The organism is Alteribacter populi (genome assembly GCF_002352765.1).
In the GTDB taxonomy this organism is placed as follows: Bacteria; Bacillota; Bacilli; order Bacillales; family Salisediminibacteriaceae; genus Alteribacter; species Alteribacter populi.
On record NZ_KZ293963.1, the window covers coordinates 3,517,052 to 3,536,260 of the forward strand.

Genomic DNA, 19,209 nt, shown 5'->3' on the forward strand with positions numbered 1-19,209 from the left:
GATGGAGCTAAACATTATTCGTACCGGACGTGCCGTATTAAATGTCAAAGACCTTGACGCGTCACGTGAGTTTTATGTGAATGGTCTCGGATTTATTGAGACGGCATCTGATGATAAACACCTTTACTTACGCGGTTTGGAAGAGCACAACCACCATTCAATTTTGCTAAAAAAAGCAGAGGAACCTAGCGTTGAAGTGATCAGCTATAAGGTATATTCTGACAGTGATTTAGAACGTTTGGAAAGTCTTTTTTCCAGTAAAGGCTACCAGACAAAGTGGCTTGAAAAAGGAGAGCAGTACGCGATCGGGCGTACGCTTCGTGTGCAAGATATCTCTGGACTTCCAGTAGAATTTTATGCAGAAATGGACGGCGTTGAGCGGATGCTCCAGCGTTACGACTTGTATAAAGGAGCTCGTGTTCAAAGGATTGATCACTTTAACTGTATGGTCCAGGACGTTGAAAAGGCGTACGATTTTTACAGCAAAGAACTTGGCTTTGCATGCTCAGAGTACACGGCTACAGAAGATGATCGAATTTGGGCGGCATGGCTGCACCGTAAGCCGAGCGTTCATGATGTCGCGTTTATGAACGGAAAAGGGCCGCGGTTGCATCATGTCGGGTTTTGGCTGAGTGATCAGCTGAGTTTGATTCATGCCTGTGACGTATTAGCGTCAATGGGGTATGCGGCAAACATTGAACGAGGCCCAGGACGCCACGGGTTATCGAATGCATTTTTCCTTTACTTGCGCGATCCGGACGGCCACCGTATTGAACTTTACAATGGAGACTATTTAACGAGTGATCCAGATTTCAAGCCGATCCGTTGGGACATTAACGATCCGAGAAGAGCGACCTTTTGGGGTCATGAGGCACCGGACAGCTGGTTTGAAGAAGCGTCTGTTGTGCAGGACTTGTTTGCTGATCGTACGAAGGAAATCGCGGAGCCAACATTAAAGCAACGGAAACCAACGTTTGTCATTTAAGGAGGGGTTTAGGTGAGTTCAGTACAAATTGGAGCAAAAATGAAGCTGTACATCGATGGAAGCTGGGAAGAGGCGCACGATTCTGTCCAGCTCGCTTCTCCTTACGATGGCAGGGTGATTGCAGAAGTACCGGTCGCATCTGAAGCTGAAGTAGAACGTGCAATTGACGCTGCAACGAGAGCACGAAAGGCGATGGCAGCGATGCCTGCACATGCGCGGGGGGCGGTACTGGACCGCCTCGTTCAGCTTTTAGAAGAGCGGAAAGAAGAAGCGGCGCAGCTTATTTCAGCTGAAGCGGCCAAACCGATCCGCACGGCCAGAGAAGAAGTGGCACGTACGATTCAGACGTATCGGTTTGCAGCTCAAGAAGCACGGCAGCTTCATGGCGAGACGCTGCCGATGGATGCAGCACCAGGCGGGGAAAACCGGATTGGCTATACAGTACGTGAGCCTTTAGGGGTAATTGGTGCGATAACACCGTTTAATTTTCCAATGAACCTCGTTGCTCACAAGGTTGGCCCTGCGATTGCATCTGGAAATACAATTGTATTGAAACCAGCTTCACAAACACCGCTGTCTGCTTATTTTTTAGCCGAATTATTAGCAGAGGCCGGTTTGCCAGCAGGGGCATTGAATGTGGTGACTGGAAGCGGGAAAGTAGTAGGAGACCGGATTGTCCAGGATGATCGTGTGAAAATGATCACGTTTACCGGAAGTCCTGAAGTCGGGATTGGCATTAGAAATAAGTCGGGGTTAAAAAAAGTAACGCTCGAGCTTGGGTCTAATTCAGCGCTCATCGTCGATAAGGATGTAAGTGTGGAATCGATCGTGAATCGTTGTGTCAAAGGGGCGTTTGCTTTCCAAGGTCAGGTCTGTATTTCATTGCAACGGATTTATGTCCATGAAGAGGTTTACGAATCTTTTGTGGAACAGTTTGTAAAAGCGACGCAAGCTCTTCAGATTGGGGATCCGGCCAACGAAGCTACTGATGTTTCCGCGGTCATTTCAGAAGGAGATGCGACTCGTGTGGTCGATTGGGTTCGTGAAGCTGAACAGTCTGGGGCAACGATGACTTGCGGAGGCAACCGTGACGGAAGTGTTGTCCAGCCGACAGTTTTGTTGAACGTAGACCCTAAGACGAAGGTTTCGTGCCAAGAAGTGTTTGGCCCTGTTGTCATGATCAACCGTGTTTCTTCTATAGAAGAAGGGATCGAACATGTGAATGATTCGCGGTTCGGACTTCAAGCTGGCATTTACACAAACGATATTCACGGTGCGATGGATGCAGCAGCGAAACTAGAAGTCGGTGGGGTAATGATTAATGATATCCCTACGTTCAGAGTGGACCATATGCCTTATGGAGGTGTGAAAGAAAGCGGTACCGGACGAGAAGGGATCAAGTATGCGTTAGAAGAAATGACCGAGTTAAAGCTGGTCGTCATTAACCGAAATCGTGAAGGAGGAAAATAAATGGATGATCGTATGTTTCGTCAAGCGATGGGCAAGTTTGCGACAGGTGTGACTGTTGTAACAACGGAAGTGGAAGATAAAGTACACGGGATGACAGCTAATGCGTTTATGAGTGTGTCGTTAAACCCAAAGCTGATTGTCATCTCTGTTGCAAACAGAGCGAGAATGAAGGAGTACATTGAGGAGTCAGGTTCTTTTGCTGTAAGCTTACTCGCGGACAATCAGGAGGATTTGTCGAGCTATTTTGCTGGTCAAAGTAAAGAAGAAAAGGAAGTCGGCTTTGAAATCTTTGATAATATGCCTGTGCTGCATGGCTCTTTAGCAAATATTACGTGCGATGTACACAATGCTCACATCGAGGGAGATCATACGCTTTACATTGGGAAAGTTCGTGATATTGCTTTAAATGACGGGAAGCCGCTTGCCTATTTTTCTGGAAAATATTATGAACTTACTTCATTAGAGGCTACTAAATAAGTAGCATACGTCTGCGGAAAGCGAAGCCCTTTGTATTTGAGTTCTAGAGTTATTCAGCAATCCCTAATTAAAAGAGAGTGATGGGCGAAATCCTGATATACAGATTCCGAGTGTTTATTTAATTATTAGAGGGGGATTTTCGGTGGAAACTGTAAAATTAAATGAAAAGACAATATGCTCAGGACAATCCATGCGCCGTCCCTCTGCTGTTGCACTCGGTTTTTTCGATGGCGTTCACATTGGTCATCAGAAGATTCTTCAAACAGCGAAGCAGATAGCGGAGAAACAAGGTCTTGCTTTTGCGGTGATGACGTTTGATCCTCATCCGAGTAAAGTGGTAAAGCCGGATCGGGCGATTGAGCAATTTATTACGCCTTTACATGAAAAACTAGCGATTTTCAGCCGTTGCGGAGTAGATGTCGTTTATGTCGTTGATTTTACGCAAGCTTTTGCTGTTTTGTCTCCTCGGGAATTTATCCAGAATTACGTGTGTGGAGTGGGTTGTAAGCACGTGGTGGCCGGTTTTGATTTTGCCTATGGGTTCCGCGGTCAGGGAACGATGGATACGATTGTAGCCCATGGAGATGGAGTATTTGATGCGACAAAGGTAGAAAAAATTGACTGCCAAGGTGAAAAAATTGGTTCGACAGCTATTCGGCAACGTTTGGAAAATGGAAAAGTAGAAGAAATTCCTTCTTTTTTAGGTAAGGCGTTTGAAGTAAAAGCGTTTGTAGATCGATCGGTTTCGAGTCGGGAAACAGTTTATGTGAGTGTGGAAAAGGATTATAAGCTCCCCAAACCTGGTGTCTATCAGATTAAGGTTGAACAACAAGCGTTGCGTATCGAGGGTATTTGTGAGTGGCAAGGTGAAGATTTCAATGGAGAAAGAAGACTTGATGTTTATCTCAAAGAACCAATGAGCTCCGTGCTAGAAGGTGATATTAACATTCAGTGGGTAAGGAAAAGGCAGGATCAAAAGTTTGGAAAGTTAAGAGCGATGTAATGGTAGAGGTTTTCAAAAAGCAACAAAGAGATTTGGTCGCTATGTTTCTCGGAATTTTTGAAAACCTCTATAAAAAGAGTTTACGATTTTTAAAGGGGTGAAAAGGTTGAAGATAAACCGAATACTATCTTCCTTAGTTGTAATCGGAACCATGATGTTTGTTTCAGGGTGTGGTGACAGTGCCTCAGAAGGCGCGGGGGACGGTGGCGGGTCTGACAGTACAGGAGAATCACACGAATTTGATTTCTCTCATTTCTTTCCCCCTACCCATGCCCAAGAAACTGTCGTGGTTCAAGACTTTATCGAAGAAGTGTTGGAAAGCACAGAAGACCGCATTAGCATAACGTCTTATCCTGGTGCTTCTATTACTGCACCTGATACCCAATATGACTCTGTCACAACAGGTGTCTCTGATATTGGACTGAGTGTTCATAGCTACACGCCAGGGCAATTTCCGCTTACCTCTGTAATGGAACTTCCTTTTATAAGTGAGACGGGAGAAGGCGGCTCTAAGATTCTATGGAACTTGTATAAAGAGTTTGAGGAGATTCAAGATGAATACGATGAGACCGTACCTTTATGGTTTTACACGAGTGAGCCGGGACAAATCATTACAGTGGGTAAACCAGTAGAAAGTGTTGAAGATTTACAAGGGATGAGAATTCGCTCTCCGTCTCCTGAAGTGAACAGGTGGCTTGAACTATTGGGGGCAACACCGGTTTCGATGTCGATGAATGAAACGTATGAAGCTTTGGAACGTGGGGTTGTTGATGGGTCGGTTGCACCGATGCATGCCCTGGTTGATTATAGTTTATATGAAGTAGTGGATTACATTACGGTCGGTAGTTTTTATAATACGACATTTTTTACTGTGATGAATCAAAACAGCTGGGATTCTTTATCTGCTGAAGACCAACAGACACTGGAAAGCGTCTCAGGGGAAAGCATGGCTGCAAGTGCTGGTTCTGTCTTTGATGACCGCGAAAGGGAAGCCTTTGAAGCGGCAGAAGCGGCCGGAGTTGAAATCTACGAAATACCAGATAGTGAAATCGATACTTGGCACGAACAAATTTCTCCAGTTATTGAAGAGTGGATTGAGTCGATGGAGGATCAAGGATTACCAGGACGTGAAGTTTATGAGCGAGCGCTAGAACTAAGTGAAGAGCTCGAATAAGGTGGATTTAACGATGAACCAGTTTGGAAAAGTAGTGGATAGCATTGTTATGAAACTGACGCGCGTCTTACATTATGTATCAAATGGCATTCTCGTTTTCATTATGCTCTGTATAAGTGCAGATGTTATTGGTCGGTCGTTATTTGGCCGACCGATAGCAGGAGCGTTGGAGTTAACGGAAAGCGGTACGGCATTACTCGTTTTTTTCGCATTGGCGATGACACATAAACATCATGAACACATTGCAATTGGTTTTTTAGTCGATAAGCTGCCAAATAAGTTACAGAATCGTCTTTTGTCGGTCATGCAGTTTGTGATTTTTATCGTGTTGGTATTGATCACTTATTATCTATTTGAGAATGGCACAAGGCTGTTCGCGCGTCACACGGTAACAAGTGATTTAGGACTGCCGGTATACATATTTACCTACCTCGCTGCTGTAGGTACCCTTTTATTCGCATTTGTCGCGTTTTCTCATGGCGTGAAGTATGCAGTAAAGGGGGGAGGTAAATCATGAGTCCTGAAATGATCGGTACGTTGGGGATTGTTCTCCTTCTTCTTTTATTTTTAATGAAAGTACCTGTTAGTATATCGTTAATTATCGTCGGGACTATAGGGTTTGGGGCGATTCGTGGCTGGGAAGCAGGACTTGTTCAGTTAGGGACAACCCCTTTTAGCACGGCTAGCTCCTATTCATTAAGCGTAATTCCGTTATTTATCCTTATGGGAATGTTTTTATCTTATAGCGGTTTTGGCCGCGACTTGTACCAGGCAGTTGATGCATGGCTCGGTCATATTAAAGGCGGTCTTGCCATGACAACGATCGGGACGAGTGCCTTGTTTTCCTCGATCTCAGGTTCCGTAAATGCAACGACAGCTACGATGGCTAAAATTTCAATACCGGAAATGAAAAAGTATAATTATGATTCGGGTTTGAGCACGGCGAGTGTCGCTGCAGGTGGAACGCTTGGAATTTTGATTCCGCCGAGTGTTATTTTAATTCTTTATGGTGTACTGACGATGGAAAACGTAGGGGAGCTGTTGATTGCGGGCATTGTGCCAGGAATTTTGCAAATGGTCTTATTTATGTCTGTGATTTACTACGTGGTTCGGAAAAACCCGTCGCTAGCACCTGTTAGTGAGAAGAGAACGACCAACGAGAGATTGCGTGGTCTTATGAAGATATGGCCTTTTCTATTGCTGTTTGGCCTAAGTATTGGTGGGATTTATTTTGGTTATTTTACGCCAACAGAAGCAGGGGCGATTGGTGCTCTTGGTGCTCTTGTCATTACGCTTTGTGCAAGACGGCTAAGCTGGCATGATTTCGTAACGTCTTTAAGTGAAACGACAAGGTTAACCGCAATGATTTTTTTCATTTTAATCGGAGCGAATATCTTTAGTCAGTTTTTGGCGATTAGCCGAATCCCAGCCGAGGTGACTGCCTTTGTAAGCCAACTGGATATGTCACCTTTTCTCATATTAGCTGTCATTCTTCTCGTCTATTTTGTGCTCGGCTTATTTTTAGAAGGAATTGCGATTTTTGTTTTAACGTTGCCTGTCGTTTATCCCCTTATTACTCTCTTAGGGTTTGATGGCATGTGGTTTGGCGTCATTATGGTGATGGTCATGAATATCGGCCTGATTACGCCACCGCTTGGTATCAGTGTTTATGTGATTAGCGGCATTGCCAAAGTACCTATTGAGAAGATTTTTAGAGGGGTTACCCCGATGTTGGTGGCGATGGTTTTATGTTTAATTTTACTTGTGTTATTCCCACAGCTTGTCACATTTTTACCTGACTTAATGAGAGGGAATTAGAAAAAAAGCTAGAATCCGTTGAGGGTTCTGGCTTTGGTTTTTGTAGGAGAGGTGATACTTTTCAATAAATCGCAAGTTAACTTTACGGCTTTGCTATGATTAGTCGCATCGCACAGGTGAAACTAGACTTCTTTCTATACTTTCCATATTTCTTATCCCATTTACCTGATTTAAGGTCATCTGAAAGAGCTTTTACCAATTTATCTTCAACTCCCTCAGGTAAAAATCGCCATGCTGACTGTGATAATCGCACTTCTTTTTTTAAAAAAGCTTCGGGTCGCCCGTAAAAAGCTTCTTGAAAGCCGTCTACACAGTCAAAAGGGACTGGAATAGGCTGAACTTCGCACTTTCCTCCAAGTGCATTTGTAATGGATTTTATTGTAGGGTAACGTGACTTTTCTACCTCAATTAATTCCGGAAAGTAATGTGCATTCCAAAATTCATTCAGGGAGTCGGGATCAAACGTCATGATTACAACTTGGTCTCGGGTCACCCTTCTTAATTCTTGTAAACCTTTTCGCATGTCTGGCCAATGGTGAATCGTTACCATTGCCATAGAGGCATCGAAGGAATGATCATCAAAAGGCAATGAATCCGCTGTTCCAATGATTGCAGGTGCTTTTTGTGTTGTCTGACGTTGAGAACGCATTACCCGTGATGGCTCAACTGCTATGACGTATCTGTCACCAGGCTCGTAAGAACCGGCTCCGGCTCCTACATTTAACACCGTTTTAGCAGAGCCTAAAGCGGCATAAACATATTCTGCTATTCTCGGGTCGGTTCGTCGGTGTCCAGAATATTGATGTCCGTGTTCGTCATAATTGAAAGCGGGATTTTCGATTTCCATAATCGATTTGCACTCCTTTATATAAAACGAAGTAAGGATTCTGTGAGGGCCTAAGATTTAGGGGTCTGTCTCTGCTCGATTTTATGGATGATCAAAACCGCTGTCACCCCGGCAAGAATGAGTCCGTTTCCGACTTTGGATTCAAGTAAAGAAGGGTTAAAAATAGAAAAAATCGTGAAGATAACAACCGGTATCATTACGATGAATTGGAGTGTTCGTAAGGTCATGTAGAAATCTCCTTTTAGAAGTGAAGGGAGTCTCAAAAGGTCAAAAGCCAACCTTTCAAGACTCCCTTCTCATTTGTACCGTTTATGGATGTTGTTTTTCTTATACGTACCAGCTTCACTGAACTCGAACAATTCAAGGGACAGAGCCAGGTACCGTTTTTCGAACACATCATTGAAATGGTCACTCACAACGGTAAACAGTGCTTCACAAGTGTCTTTTTTATCATCTTCAGATCGCCCGCCACCCATTTTTACTGTCACATGAACAAAGGCATCGTCTTCGGTGTCATCTGCTACAATGTAATCGTGAAGTTCAATGGCACGAGAGCGTACCCCGCCAACAGGAAAGGTGTGAGGGCGGCCAATGAACACGTTATTTATCTTTTTTAACAACGAACGAATGTCGGTTTCAGCTTTCAAGTTCTCAGTGTATTCGACAATGATATGTGGCATAAGATGCTCCTTTCGTTTACAAATCTACTCTCCGGCACTTTACTCAGAATCGCCACCCATAATCGTATTCGATAACTTGCCGAGGCCTTCAATTTCGGTTACGACTTCATCTCCGCAAGCGACATTCACGGTTCCTTTCGGTGTGCCGGTTAAGATAATATCCCCTTCGCTAAGCGTCATAAAGCTGCTCAAATATTCAATAAGCTGTGGAATATCAAATATCATGTTTTCTGTCGTACCTTCTTGGGTGAGCTCACCGTTGACGTAGGTGCGAAGCTTAAGGTTCATTGGGTCCGGAATGTCTTTTGCATCGACGAACCAAGGACCGAGTGGTGTACAGTGATCTCGATTTTTTACCCTTAGGTTCGGCCGGTAATAGTTTTCAAGATAGTCACGAAAAGCATAATCATTAGCAATTGTATAGCCTGATACATAATCATAGGCGTCTTCTTGCTTTACATTCCGGGCTGTTTTTCCGATGACAACGGCTAGCTCACATTCGTAGTGCATGAAGGTTACATCAGACGGGCGGTGGGTTTGTCCGCGGTGACCGACGAACGTATTCGGCCCTTTTAAAAAGACAAGTGGTTCGGTTGGCGCGTTAAAGGCTAGTTCACTAGCATGATCTGCATAATTAAGACCAAGAGCAAAAACGGTTTGTGGCTCAAGAGGGGTGAGCCATTGGACTTCTTCTTCTGATACAGTGCGACCATCTTGTAAGATCAGTTGCCCGTTTTCTTCTCTTCCTTCGTGGATCGCTCCGGCATATACAACGCGTGCAGTTTTCATTAGCGGTTCCCTCCTTTAAGCGGAATTTCTTGTTCTGGTAAAATTGTATTTTCGAGAAAGCCTGCTCCGTCAATTTCAATACGGACGTGATCGTAGGCTTGGACTAATGGCGCGTCCTCAGCAACACCAATGAGAAGAGTGTCTCCTTGGTAAAGAGTCATGAATTCGGTAATGTCTTCAAGTAATTGTTCTACAGAGCGGATGAGGTTCGCGGTCGTATTTTCCTGGACGAGTTTACCGTTAACCCACGTGCGGATCGAGACGCTGTTAGGAGATTCAAACGAGTCTTTTTCAACAATCCACGGCCCCATTGGGCAAAAACCGTCTCGGGAGCGGTGTTTGACCGCTGGACGAAACACACTTTCGTGAGGAACGGTCACGTCATTTACGACTGTATAACCCATAACGTAATCTAAAGCGCTTTCTTTTTTTAGTTTAGTAGCGGTTTTTCCGATCACGATGCCGAGAGTGGCTCCCGTTTGAATGAATTCTATGTTTTTTGGAAGAGGAATGGGCTGTTTGTGACTCGTGTGGGTATTCCTCGGTTTTATGTAAAGAACAGGTGCCTGTGGAGGCTGGTTGTATGGGTCTTGATTTACAGCGTCACCTAGTTTAGCAAGCTCTCCTTTATAGTTTAAAAGTGTCCCGTAAACAGTGCCTGTGACGGGTGTCTCGTACTGTAATTCTTCCATGTTCCGTTGGATACCTTGATAAAAAATACTAGACTTTGATTGATCGAGTGATGCAATTACATCATCACGTTGACCAGATAGTTTTACTCTGACTTTTTGCATAAAATTCACTCCTCATTTTTCTGAATGTTCTATCTTCTATTTTATCATATGAAAAGGTTTTGTTGTGCGAATGACTTTTTTTGTGTGCTTTGTTGAAACTTGTTATAATTATGTAATGTAAATTTATTCACTTGATTCAGGGGGAGTTGACATTATGTCTATGAAAAAACAACAAGACTTAGGTCTTTTTCAAACAATAAACGAGCGTCACTCTGTACGTAAATATGATCCGGAGGCGACGATTCCTGAAGAGGAATTGACTGAAATATTAGAGGCTGCGTCAAAAGCGCCTTCATCTTGGAACTTGCAACATTGGAAGTTTCTCGTTGTTGATGATCCGAAGAAAAAAGAACAGCTTTTGCCAATCGCTTACAACCAGCAGCAAATCGTTGATAGTGCGGCAGTTATCGCTGTTTTAGGTGATGTACAAGCGAATGAAAATGCTGAAGATGTCTATCAAGGCGCTGTCGATAATGGCTTTATGACGGAACAAGTGAGAGACACACTCGTCGGGCAAATCAACAAAGCGTATGAAGGGGATACACCTTTTCCTCGCGATGAAGCTTTCTTAAACGCATCTCTTGCTTCGATGAATCTAATGCTTGCAGCGAAAGCAAAAGGATACGACACTTGTCCAATGGGTGGCTTCCAGCGTGGGGCCTTCGTAAAAGAGTTCAATGTACCAGAACGTTACGTACCTGTCATGCTCTTAACGGTCGGGAAAGCAGCAAAACCTGCTCACCAATCTGCACGCTTTGACCTGGAAAAAGTCGTTGTAAAGAACACATTTTAGTAGTTTGTCTATTTTTCTAGGGCTCTGCCTCTGAACGGTCGTTCAGGGACAGAGCCCTCTCTTTGTTGTTTGGAAGTTTTAAAACCCGGGGTGAGGGTAGTATTTACATAATGACCTTTCTTGGAGGTGCACGTACGATGGCTAGAACTGTTGTTGCGGTAATGGACTCATTGGGGCAAAGGGAAGAAGTTTTCGGAGAGCTGCTAAGGGATAAAGGCTATTCAGAAAGTGATATTCATGTCATTTCTAAAGACGACGAGGAAGCGGATCGTTATGCACGCTACTTTGAGCAAGGGAATTACGTCGTTACGGTTGATGTTGAAAAGGATCTTGGTAAGAAGCATAAACAAGACCCGGAGCATTTTGCAAAAAAGCACGAATCTATCGCAGATCAAGGGCACTATCCGCATCATCATATGAAGCGAGGGATGTAACCGCGGATTGCCCGCTACTTTAGTTAAATAGCTAATTTGCCTGGTATCTTCTTTTAGATATCAGGCTTTTTCTTTGGGGAAAGAGCGATCCTGCTCATATTAAGGGGGCCGAACCAATGAACTGTTAAGCTTGGCAGTACTTACGGCAGAGCGTGAATAACCAGATTAAAAAGCAGTTTGACTAGAAAAAGAGCCTAGTTGACCAGATCCCACCCACTCCCAACGAGCAGGCATAACCAAAGCGGGCTAATCCAATGTGTAGTAAGATGAAGAAAGGTTTAACAGGCGGTATTCATTGCTGTGAAGACATACACCTAGAACAGGACGGGATTCAAATGATATGGGAATTGCTTTTTATTTTTTTGATCATCTTAATTGGAGGTTTTGTTCAAGGGGCTAGTGGGTTTGGTTTAGGGCTCGTGGTCATGGGGTTTTTGCCTCTAATGCTTACAATTAAAGAGAGTACGTTAATTGTGATTGCTTTATTACTTGTCGCTTCATTAAGTATACTTCGTAAAATCTATAAACATATTGAATTAAAAGGATTAATTATCGTTTTGAGCTCGGCTCTTGTTGGACGAGTGTGTGCTTTTTTTGTTTTGAATGCGTACGGGGAAATGGAGATTATGAAGCAGTGGCTGGGCTTCTTTTTAATCGGGATGGTCATTTATTTAGTATTAGATAAAAAGAAAAAGGACTCTTCAATTGGGATCAACCCTATAATTCCGATCATACTTGGGTTTCTTAGTGGGTTTGTTGGAGGCGTGTTTGCTGTAGGAGGCCCATTTATGGTGTTTTATTTCTTGATAGTCTACAAAGATAAGCTTAAATACAGTGCTAACCTGCAAGTGACGGTTGTTGTCACCACGTTGTTCTCCCTTATTTTGCATGGTTTGAACGGAGACTTTAATACTGGCTTTTATGTGTATTTCTTCGTAGGGGTTGTCGGTGTTTTTATTGGAACGAGTTTAGGTTTGAAATGGTTTGAAAAACTACCAAATAACGTGATTCGCAAATTTGCGATGATTTTAGTATTTATAGCTGCATTGAATTTAATTATATTCAGCTAGATTCGGAGTGGGGGTGTGTCTTACCCTCTTTGTTAAAATTCTGGAAAAGCTCTTTAGAGTTAACGAAATTTATTAGTGGGCATGATATGATAGAACTAGTTTCAAGAGGTTGTGATTTTTTTAAAAGATACTGCAATAGATTGTATTTAGGAGGTAGTACTCGTGGAAAATAGAAAACAAGATTCAACGGTGGCACAGCCGTTTGTCGATAAAATTATTGAAAATGTAGAGAAGGTTGTTGTAGGAAAGCGTAGTGAAATTGAGCTAAGTTTAATCGCGATGCTCAGTGGTGGGCACGTCCTTTTAGAGGATGTTCCAGGAGTTGGGAAAACGATGATGGTAAGAGCAATTGCTAAATCGTTAGGCGCTGATTTTAAACGAATTCAGTTTACGCCGGATCTCCTTCCTTCTGACGTGACGGGTGTTTCTGTGTTTAACCAGCAGACGATGGATTTTGTTTTCCGGCCAGGACCGGTGATGTCCAATGTCGTTTTAGCTGACGAAATTAACCGGACATCTCCGAAAACGCAGGCGGCTCTGTTAGAAGCGTTAGAAGAAGGAAGTGTGACGACCGACGGAATGACACGAGAGTTACAAGATCCCTTTTTTGTCATGGCTACTCAAAACCCGATTGAGTATGGCGGTACGTATCCGCTTCCTGAAGCGCAGCTCGACCGGTTTTTGTTCAAATTTAAAATTGGTTACCCTTCTAAACGTGAAGAGCTTGAAGTTTTAAACCGTGTTGAAAAGAAGCATCCGATCGAGGCTTTAAAGGAAGTCCTTACCCTCGATGATTTACTGAACATGCAAAAAGAAGTGGTCAATGTTTATGTTGATGAAATGGTGAAAACGTACATTATTAATCTTGTAACTGCAACACGAAAGCACCACACGGTTTATTTAGGTGCTAGTCCTCGTGCTTCTATTGCGCTTATGAAGGCAGGACAAGCCTATGCTTATATGCAAAAACGGGATTACGTCATTCCTGATGACATTAAGTTTTTGGCACCTTATGCATTAGGACATCGTATTCTCTTAAACTCGGATGCAAAACTTTCAAATTTAACCAATGATCACGTGATCCGTGATGTCATTAAACAAGCAAATATTCCTGTTCAAAAGGAAGCTACTAAAGGATGAGCTACCTGAAATCGGTGTACCTGGCAGTAAAAAAAGTGATGAAGCTTATTGCTCTAGTAGCAGTTGTTGTTGGAACGTTTAGCTATGCGATGTTTCAAGGCGGCTTTGTGAGCTGGTTTTTGTTTTATGCGGTAACAACGATTTTTGTCGTGATGCTTTTGTATATAGCGATTCCTTTAGGAGCTTTGGAAGTAACGAGATCTTTCGGACAGTCGGCTGCTGTTGCTGGTTCGAAAATGACAGTGACGGTAACCATCAAAAGAAAGTGGCCGTTTCCGTTTTTATACTTGGTCGTAGAAGATGAGATGGACGAAGGGTTGGAGAGACAGCTTGATTGTTCTCCGAAAATGATTTTTTACCCGACCGTCAAAAAAGAATTGACATTTCAATATACGATTCCTTCGTTGAAGCGGGGGGAGTATGCATTTAAAGGGACTCGTTTAGAGACGAGTGATATGTTCGGGTTGTTTCAAAAACAAAAGTATGTAGCTGCTTCCGAGGACCTTCTTGTTTACCCGGATTATCATCACATTGAACGCTGGTCCGCTTATGAAAGGCACGATACCGAAACGCGGTTGTCGGCAGCTGATTTTGTAGAGGATGTAACGTCAGTTGCTGGGGCGAGGGAATATGTACCGGGGGACAAGTTAACGAGTATTGATTGGAAAGTGAGCGCTCGTGCGAATAAGCTCATGACGAAAGAGTTTGAGGAGTATATTGGGCAGAATTTCCTTATGGTCTTAAACGAGCGTGTAGCTGATTATCAGTCGGACACATTGGAGGCTTTTGAAAAAGGAATAGAGCTTATTACGTCAGTTGTAATGTACTCCCATCGCAGACAGCTTCAGTATGGGCTTTGGTCAATGGGGGAGCATGTAACAAAATTCCCTTTGGATGCTGGTGCAGATCAGCAGCAGCGACTCGTTTATCATTTGGCAAAAGTGAAAGCGACAAGGACAGGGGACTTTGAAGCGCGCTTTCGTGAAGAAAGTGATCAAATCCCAAAAGGAACATCGTTCATTTTAGTTACAACGGAATTAAGTGATGAACTTCTTAACCGTGTGAAAATTTTGTTAAGCAGACGTGTACAGGTGTATGTTTGCTTAATGGTGACAAAAGTGGACCGGGACCCTTGGGAGAAAGAACGCTTTTATGAACTAAAGCGGCAAGGGGCCGTGACTTATATGATTTCAGACGGTAATTTATCAGACGCGATCTCTACAAATGAAGGTGAGCGCTATGAAACGATTCGATAAAGAAAAATCTCATACATTTGTTCATTTTCTTGTGTACGCTCTCGGCTTCTTGCTTGTTTGGGAGTGGCTAAAGCCGATTCCCTTAGTGACGTATACCGGTGAAATTGAAATGTTTGCCTACTTTGCTATGTTGGCTTTTCTGTTAATCTTTTTTAAGGTTCCATTTTACGCTACGATCCCACTGCTCTTTATTGGGAGCTTGTATGGACTTCATACGATTTTTCACGAAGGCAGCTTTTTTAGCAGAGAAGGAGGCGGAGAATCAGTTCGCTTCTTTTTTGCAGACCTTGCACAAAACTTCCGGTTCATTCTATCTTGGGATCTCTATGCTTTAACCGATCCGTTCCGTTCGTTTTTGTTCTTTTTATTACTAGGGTTGGTCGCTTATTTAATGTATTTTTGGATTTTCCATATTAAGAAAATCTTCTTTTTTATTTTTGCAACGATTGTTTATATCACCCTTCTTGATACGTTTACTGTAGTTGATGCAAGTATGGCGATCGTTCGCATCGTCGTCATTAGCTTCTTTTTAGTAAGTATGCTTCACATGCTCAGTGTTCAGGCAAAAGAGAAAGAAATTGGCAGACGTTCTGCTTCCTTTATGTCAACAGCCTGGCTTTATACATTGGTCGTTATGATTTTGGCCGCGACGACAATCGGTTACGCAGCTCCGAAATTAGAGCCGCAGTGGGATGACCCTGTCCCGGCAATGGAACGGTGGGTTACAGGTGAAACGGGTATTGGCGGCGAAGGAGTCAGACGTGTAGGTTACGGGGACAACGATGAACGTTTGGGTGGCGGATTCATTCAGGATGATACTCCGGTCTTTTATGCGGAAACAGAACAGCCGGGGTACTGGCGAGGCGAATCAAAACATGAATATACGGGCCATGGCTGGGTTTCAAGTCCGCAGTACGAAGAGTCATCCTCCGTTTTCCAAGAGGAAGTAGATTATTACATGTACGACTCTTCTGTTAAAACTGAGAACTATTCAACATTGCTAACGATGGAAGAAGGGGTAGGCTATTCGAATCTTTTTTACCCTGGACAGCTTACGTCTTTAAACGTCGATACGATGGGCTTCTCTGTAGACGGCCAAACGGACGGAGCTCCTGTGCCGCAGTTTGAAACCGATGTCGTTGGCGGTGAAGTCGTTGCTCGGGGGCAGGGAGGAAATGAGGATGTTCAACTTTTAGAATATGAACTTCAATATGACTATCCTGCTTTTAATATTGATACACTAGAATCTTCAGATCAGGAAGACCCAGACGACATTCGCGATCTGTATTTACAGCTTCCTGACGATTTGCCTGAGCGAGTAGTTGAGCTGGCAGAAGAAATTACAGACGAACATGACAATCGTTATGATAAAGTGGTTGCAGTTGAGCAGTATTTTTCAGAAAATGACTTCACATACGATACCGCTGACATTCCTGTTCCAGAAGAAGGTGAAGACTACGTCGATCAATTTTTGTTCGATTCTCGTCGTGGCTATTGTGATAATTTTTCAACTTCCATGGCCGTTTTACTAAGGTCCGTTGATATTCCGACGCGCTGGGTGAAAGGCTTTACGGAAGGGGAGTCCGTTGAAAATCTCGACGATGGCCTGGAACGTTACGAAGTTACGAATGGAAATGCTCATTCTTGGGTAGAAGTTTACTTTGAAGGGGTAGGTTGGGTACCATTTGAACCGACACAAGGATTTAATAACAACGTCGAGTTCACTGAAGAAAGTGAAGAGCTAGATATTACCACAGAAGATGACGAAGAAGATGAGGATAGAGAGTCTGCTGAAGTGCCGGGCCAAGATGACATGACACCGCCGATGGAAGATGACCTTGATGAAGGCAGTGCCGGACCTGGTAGCGGAGGGACGTTTAACCTCGGCTCCATCAATTGGCTTACACCAAAAACGTTTTTCATTTCACTTATCGTCCTTGTCATAGTATTGATTATGTATCAGAAAAAACATCGGATGCTCAACCGGTATTTCTTATGGTATTACAAACTACTAGGGAGAGATGAACGTTTTGTAGAAGCCTATCAGCGTGCGCTTTGGATACTCGATAACGAAGGTATTCCACGAGGTGATGGAGAAACACTCAGGGAGTACGCTAAGCGCGTCGATCATATTACAGGCACAATGGCCATGGGGCGCTTAACAGATCGTTATGAAAGAGTATGTTATGGTGGGAAAAATACCAAAAGCAACTGGTCAGAAGAAAAGCATTCTTGGGAAGAGCTGGTTAATGCATTGAAGTCTTGACCGGGGAGCTTTAGATTGGTAAAATGAATCCGTTCGAAAACCAACGTGTTAAGAAACAATGAGGTAAAAAAACAACTGGATCCTTCGTATATCCTTAGGAATAAGGCCTAAGAGTCTCTACCGGGTTGCCATTAACTACCTGACTATGAAGGCAGATTCTATGTTTGCAATAGAGAGGTTCAAAAATTCTTTTGTACGCTCATTAAAACTAGAATTCTGCCTTTCTGTCTTTTATTGACGGCAAGGGGGATTTCTAGTTTTTTTTAAGAGTTGAATGAATTTCATAATTCTGAGCCCAGGCTACGTTGGACGGAAACTCCTGCGGAAAAACGGACCATCTGAGACCCGGCAGGGCGCTTTTCTCGAGGAGGCTGAAGCGTTGCCTGCGGAAAGTGAAGCCATGGAAGCGGCACCCTTTGTATTTGAGTTCTAGAGTTATTCAGTAATCCCCAATTAACCTGTCCTATTAAATGTAACCAGCACTTTTTATCGGACAGAACATAGGCATGTCATCGGGTAAGGGCGCCTTGCGCTTTTCTTTTACTAGGAAATAAACAGGCTTCAAGAGTTTTTGAGCCTGATCTGCATGAAATGAAAGCATAGCCGATCATAATAAGGAACAGATAGCGGATCGGGTTGACAATAATGTAAAGGTGGATGGATGATGCAGGAGATTAACGAAAAGATTATTGTCCTTGATTTCGGAGGACAGTATAACCAGCTGATTACACGTCGTATTCGTGATCTTGGAGTGTTTAGTGAGTTGCACTCCCACAAAGTAACGGCAGAAGAAATTAAAGAAATGAATCCAACAGGCATTATTTTTTCAGGTGGGCCGGGAAGTGCTTACGTTGAAGGAGCACCTTCTTGTGATGAAAAGATTTTTGATTTAGGCATTCCGGTTTTAGGGATTTGCTATGGTATGCAGCTGATGACACATCACTTTGAGGGAAAAGTGGAAGCGGCAAATCACCGAGAATACGGAAAAGCGATCATTGATGTTGAAAACGAAAATAAACTATTTGAAGGACTTCCAAAAGAGCAGTCTGTTTGGATGAGTCACGGTGATAAAGTGGTGGCACCTCCTGCTGGTTTTGTTGTCGATGCTACGAATGTCTCTTGTCCGGTTGCGGCAATGAGTGATGTACGCCGTAAACTATACGGGGTTCAATTCCACCCGGAAGTACGAAACAGTGAGTACGGAAATGAACTTTTGAAGAACTTTGTCTATAGTATTTGTGAATGTGAAGGCAACTGGTCGATGGAAAATTATATCGATATGGAAGTTGACAAAATACGTGAAGCTGTTGGCGATCGTCAAGTGTTGTGCGCTCTAAGCGGAGGTGTAGACTCTTCTGTTGTAGCCGCTCTTGTTCATAAAGCGATTGGTGATCAGCTTACGTGTATGTTTATTGATCACGGCTTGCTTCGAAAAGGGGAGGCTGACAGTGTGATGAAGACCTTCACTGAAGGGTTTGACATGAAGGTCGTAAAAATTGATGCCCAAGAGCGTTTCCTTTCAAAGCTAGCGGGGGTATCCGATCCTGAGCAAAAACGTAAAATTATCGGTAATGAGTTTATTTACGTGTTTGAAGAAGAAGCAGGTAAACTTAAGGACATGGACTTTTTGGCTCAAGGAACGCTGTATACTGATATTATCGAAAGCGGCACGGATACGGCACAAACGATTAAGTCTCACCATAACGTAGGTGGACTGCCGGAAGATATGAAATTTGATCTAATTGAACCGTTGAACACACTGTTTAAAGATGAGGTGCGTGAGGTCGGTTCTGAGCTGGGTCTTCCGGACGAAGTCGTGTGGCGCCAGCCGTTCCCAGGACCAGGGCTTGGTATCCGAGTACTTGGAGAGATCACAGATGAGAAACTAGAAATTGTCCGTGAATCTGATGCTATTTTACGCGAAGAAGTGAAAAATGCTGGTCTTGAACGTGAAATCTGGCAGTACTTCACAGCGCTTCCGGATATGCGAAGTGTCGGTGTAATGGGTGATGAAAGAACGTATGACTATACAGTAGGTGTGCGTGCTGTAACTTCGATCGATGGCATGACTTCTGACTGGGCGCGCATTCCTTACGATGTGCTAGAGAAAATTTCTACACGTATTGTAAATGAAGTTGCTCACGTAAACCGGGTTGTGTATGACATAACATCTAAGCCACCTTCAACGATTGAGTGGGAATAAACCTTGTTTT

At 43.5% G+C, this 19,209-nt stretch carries 19 protein-coding genes and 1 riboswitch; of the genes, 14 read left to right on the forward strand and 5 right to left on the reverse strand.

What is annotated here, in order from left to right; genetic code table 11:
* The first annotated feature begins 1 nt into the window (after position 1).
* From hpaD to CDZ94_RS16330, 7 genes are all read left to right on the forward strand, one after another.
* Positions 2 to 985 (forward strand): 3,4-dihydroxyphenylacetate 2,3-dioxygenase, encoded by a 984-nt coding sequence (gene hpaD / locus CDZ94_RS16300; protein WP_096438829.1) that lies wholly within the window; start codon positions 2 to 4, stop codon positions 983 to 985.
* 39 nt (positions 986 to 1,024) lie between these two features.
* The gene (locus CDZ94_RS16305) at positions 1,025 to 2,455 is read left to right on the forward strand and encodes an aldehyde dehydrogenase family protein (protein ID WP_096440934.1); all 1,431 of its coding nucleotides are present in this window, start codon (positions 1,025 to 1,027) and stop codon (positions 2,453 to 2,455) included.
* On the forward strand, positions 2,456 to 2,932 hold the full coding sequence (locus CDZ94_RS16310) for a flavin reductase family protein (protein WP_096438831.1): 477 nt from the start codon (positions 2,456 to 2,458) through the stop codon (positions 2,930 to 2,932).
* A 142-nt stretch (positions 2,933 to 3,074) separates the two neighbouring features.
* Complete coding sequence (locus tag CDZ94_RS16315) at positions 3,075 to 3,935, forward strand: FAD synthetase family protein (protein ID WP_096438833.1); 861 nt, start codon at positions 3,075 to 3,077, stop codon at positions 3,933 to 3,935.
* A 106-nt stretch (positions 3,936 to 4,041) separates the two neighbouring features.
* Complete coding sequence (locus CDZ94_RS16320; RefSeq protein ID WP_096438835.1) at positions 4,042 to 5,109, forward strand: TRAP transporter substrate-binding protein; 1,068 nt, start codon at positions 4,042 to 4,044, stop codon at positions 5,107 to 5,109.
* A gap of 13 nt (positions 5,110 to 5,122) precedes the next feature.
* Positions 5,123 to 5,626 (forward strand): TRAP transporter small permease, encoded by a 504-nt coding sequence (locus CDZ94_RS16325; protein ID WP_096438837.1) that lies wholly within the window; start codon positions 5,123 to 5,125, stop codon positions 5,624 to 5,626.
* Positions 5,623 to 6,927 (forward strand): TRAP transporter large permease, encoded by a 1,305-nt coding sequence (locus CDZ94_RS16330; protein WP_096438839.1) that lies wholly within the window; start codon positions 5,623 to 5,625, stop codon positions 6,925 to 6,927. The genes CDZ94_RS16325 and CDZ94_RS16330 overlap by 4 nt, the downstream gene beginning before the upstream one ends.
* 82 nt (positions 6,928 to 7,009) lie before the next feature.
* On the opposite strand, the gene CDZ94_RS16335 is transcribed toward CDZ94_RS16330, so the two are convergent.
* From CDZ94_RS16335 to CDZ94_RS16350, 5 genes are all read right to left on the reverse strand, one after another.
* Positions 7,010 to 7,774, reverse strand: coding sequence for a class I SAM-dependent methyltransferase (locus CDZ94_RS16335; RefSeq protein WP_096438841.1), 765 nt, complete (start codon positions 7,772 to 7,774; stop codon positions 7,010 to 7,012).
* A 50-nt stretch (positions 7,775 to 7,824) separates the two neighbouring features.
* Positions 7,825 to 8,001: a hypothetical protein gene (locus tag CDZ94_RS21425; protein WP_157812053.1), complete on the reverse strand. Its 177-nt coding sequence runs from the start codon at positions 7,999 to 8,001 to the stop codon at positions 7,825 to 7,827.
* A gap of 69 nt (positions 8,002 to 8,070) precedes the next feature.
* Positions 8,071 to 8,454: a 5-carboxymethyl-2-hydroxymuconate Delta-isomerase gene (locus CDZ94_RS16340; protein WP_096438843.1), complete on the reverse strand. Its 384-nt coding sequence runs from the start codon at positions 8,452 to 8,454 to the stop codon at positions 8,071 to 8,073.
* A gap of 39 nt (positions 8,455 to 8,493) precedes the next feature.
* Positions 8,494 to 9,243 (reverse strand): fumarylacetoacetate hydrolase family protein, encoded by a 750-nt coding sequence (locus tag CDZ94_RS16345; protein WP_096438845.1) that lies wholly within the window; start codon positions 9,241 to 9,243, stop codon positions 8,494 to 8,496.
* Positions 9,243 to 10,037, reverse strand: a complete 795-nt coding sequence (locus tag CDZ94_RS16350; protein WP_096438847.1) for a fumarylacetoacetate hydrolase family protein — start codon at positions 10,035 to 10,037, stop codon at positions 9,243 to 9,245. Before CDZ94_RS16350 ends, CDZ94_RS16345 begins: the two co-directional genes overlap by 1 nt.
* A 160-nt stretch (positions 10,038 to 10,197) precedes the next feature.
* On the opposite strand from CDZ94_RS16350, the gene CDZ94_RS16355 reads away from it, so the two are divergent.
* The 7 genes from CDZ94_RS16355 to guaA all read left to right on the forward strand — a co-directional run bounded on the left by CDZ94_RS16355 (position 10,198) and on the right by guaA (position 19,199).
* On the forward strand, positions 10,198 to 10,830 hold the full coding sequence (locus tag CDZ94_RS16355) for a nitroreductase family protein (RefSeq protein WP_096440936.1): 633 nt from the start codon (positions 10,198 to 10,200) through the stop codon (positions 10,828 to 10,830).
* Positions 10,831 to 10,967: 137 nt separating this feature from the next.
* A complete protein-coding gene (locus CDZ94_RS16360; protein ID WP_096438849.1) occupies positions 10,968 to 11,264 on the forward strand; it encodes a hypothetical protein in 297 nt (98 codons plus the stop codon).
* Positions 11,265 to 11,530: 266 nt separating this feature from the next.
* A complete protein-coding gene (locus tag CDZ94_RS16365; protein ID WP_245415749.1) occupies positions 11,531 to 12,334 on the forward strand; it encodes a sulfite exporter TauE/SafE family protein in 804 nt (267 codons plus the stop codon).
* A 162-nt stretch (positions 12,335 to 12,496) separates the two neighbouring features.
* On the forward strand, positions 12,497 to 13,474 hold the full coding sequence (locus CDZ94_RS16370; protein ID WP_096438851.1) for an AAA family ATPase: 978 nt from the start codon (positions 12,497 to 12,499) through the stop codon (positions 13,472 to 13,474).
* Positions 13,471 to 14,730 carry a DUF58 domain-containing protein gene (locus tag CDZ94_RS16375; RefSeq protein WP_096438853.1) on the forward strand — a complete coding sequence of 420 codons (1,260 nt, stop codon included), beginning with the start codon at positions 13,471 to 13,473 and terminating at the stop codon, positions 14,728 to 14,730. The genes CDZ94_RS16370 and CDZ94_RS16375 overlap by 4 nt, the downstream gene beginning before the upstream one ends.
* Entirely contained in the window at positions 14,714 to 16,996 is a 2,283-nt protein-coding gene (locus tag CDZ94_RS16380) for a DUF4129 domain-containing transglutaminase family protein (protein WP_198546729.1), read from the forward strand. The genes CDZ94_RS16375 and CDZ94_RS16380 overlap by 17 nt, the downstream gene beginning before the upstream one ends.
* A 64-nt stretch (positions 16,997 to 17,060) precedes the next feature.
* Positions 17,061 to 17,162: riboswitch (purine riboswitch) on the forward strand.
* Between the two features lie 498 nt (positions 17,163 to 17,660).
* A complete protein-coding gene (gene guaA, locus CDZ94_RS16385; protein ID WP_096438857.1) occupies positions 17,661 to 19,199 on the forward strand; it encodes a glutamine-hydrolyzing GMP synthase in 1,539 nt (512 codons plus the stop codon).
* Positions 19,200 to 19,209: the final 10 nt, after the last annotated feature.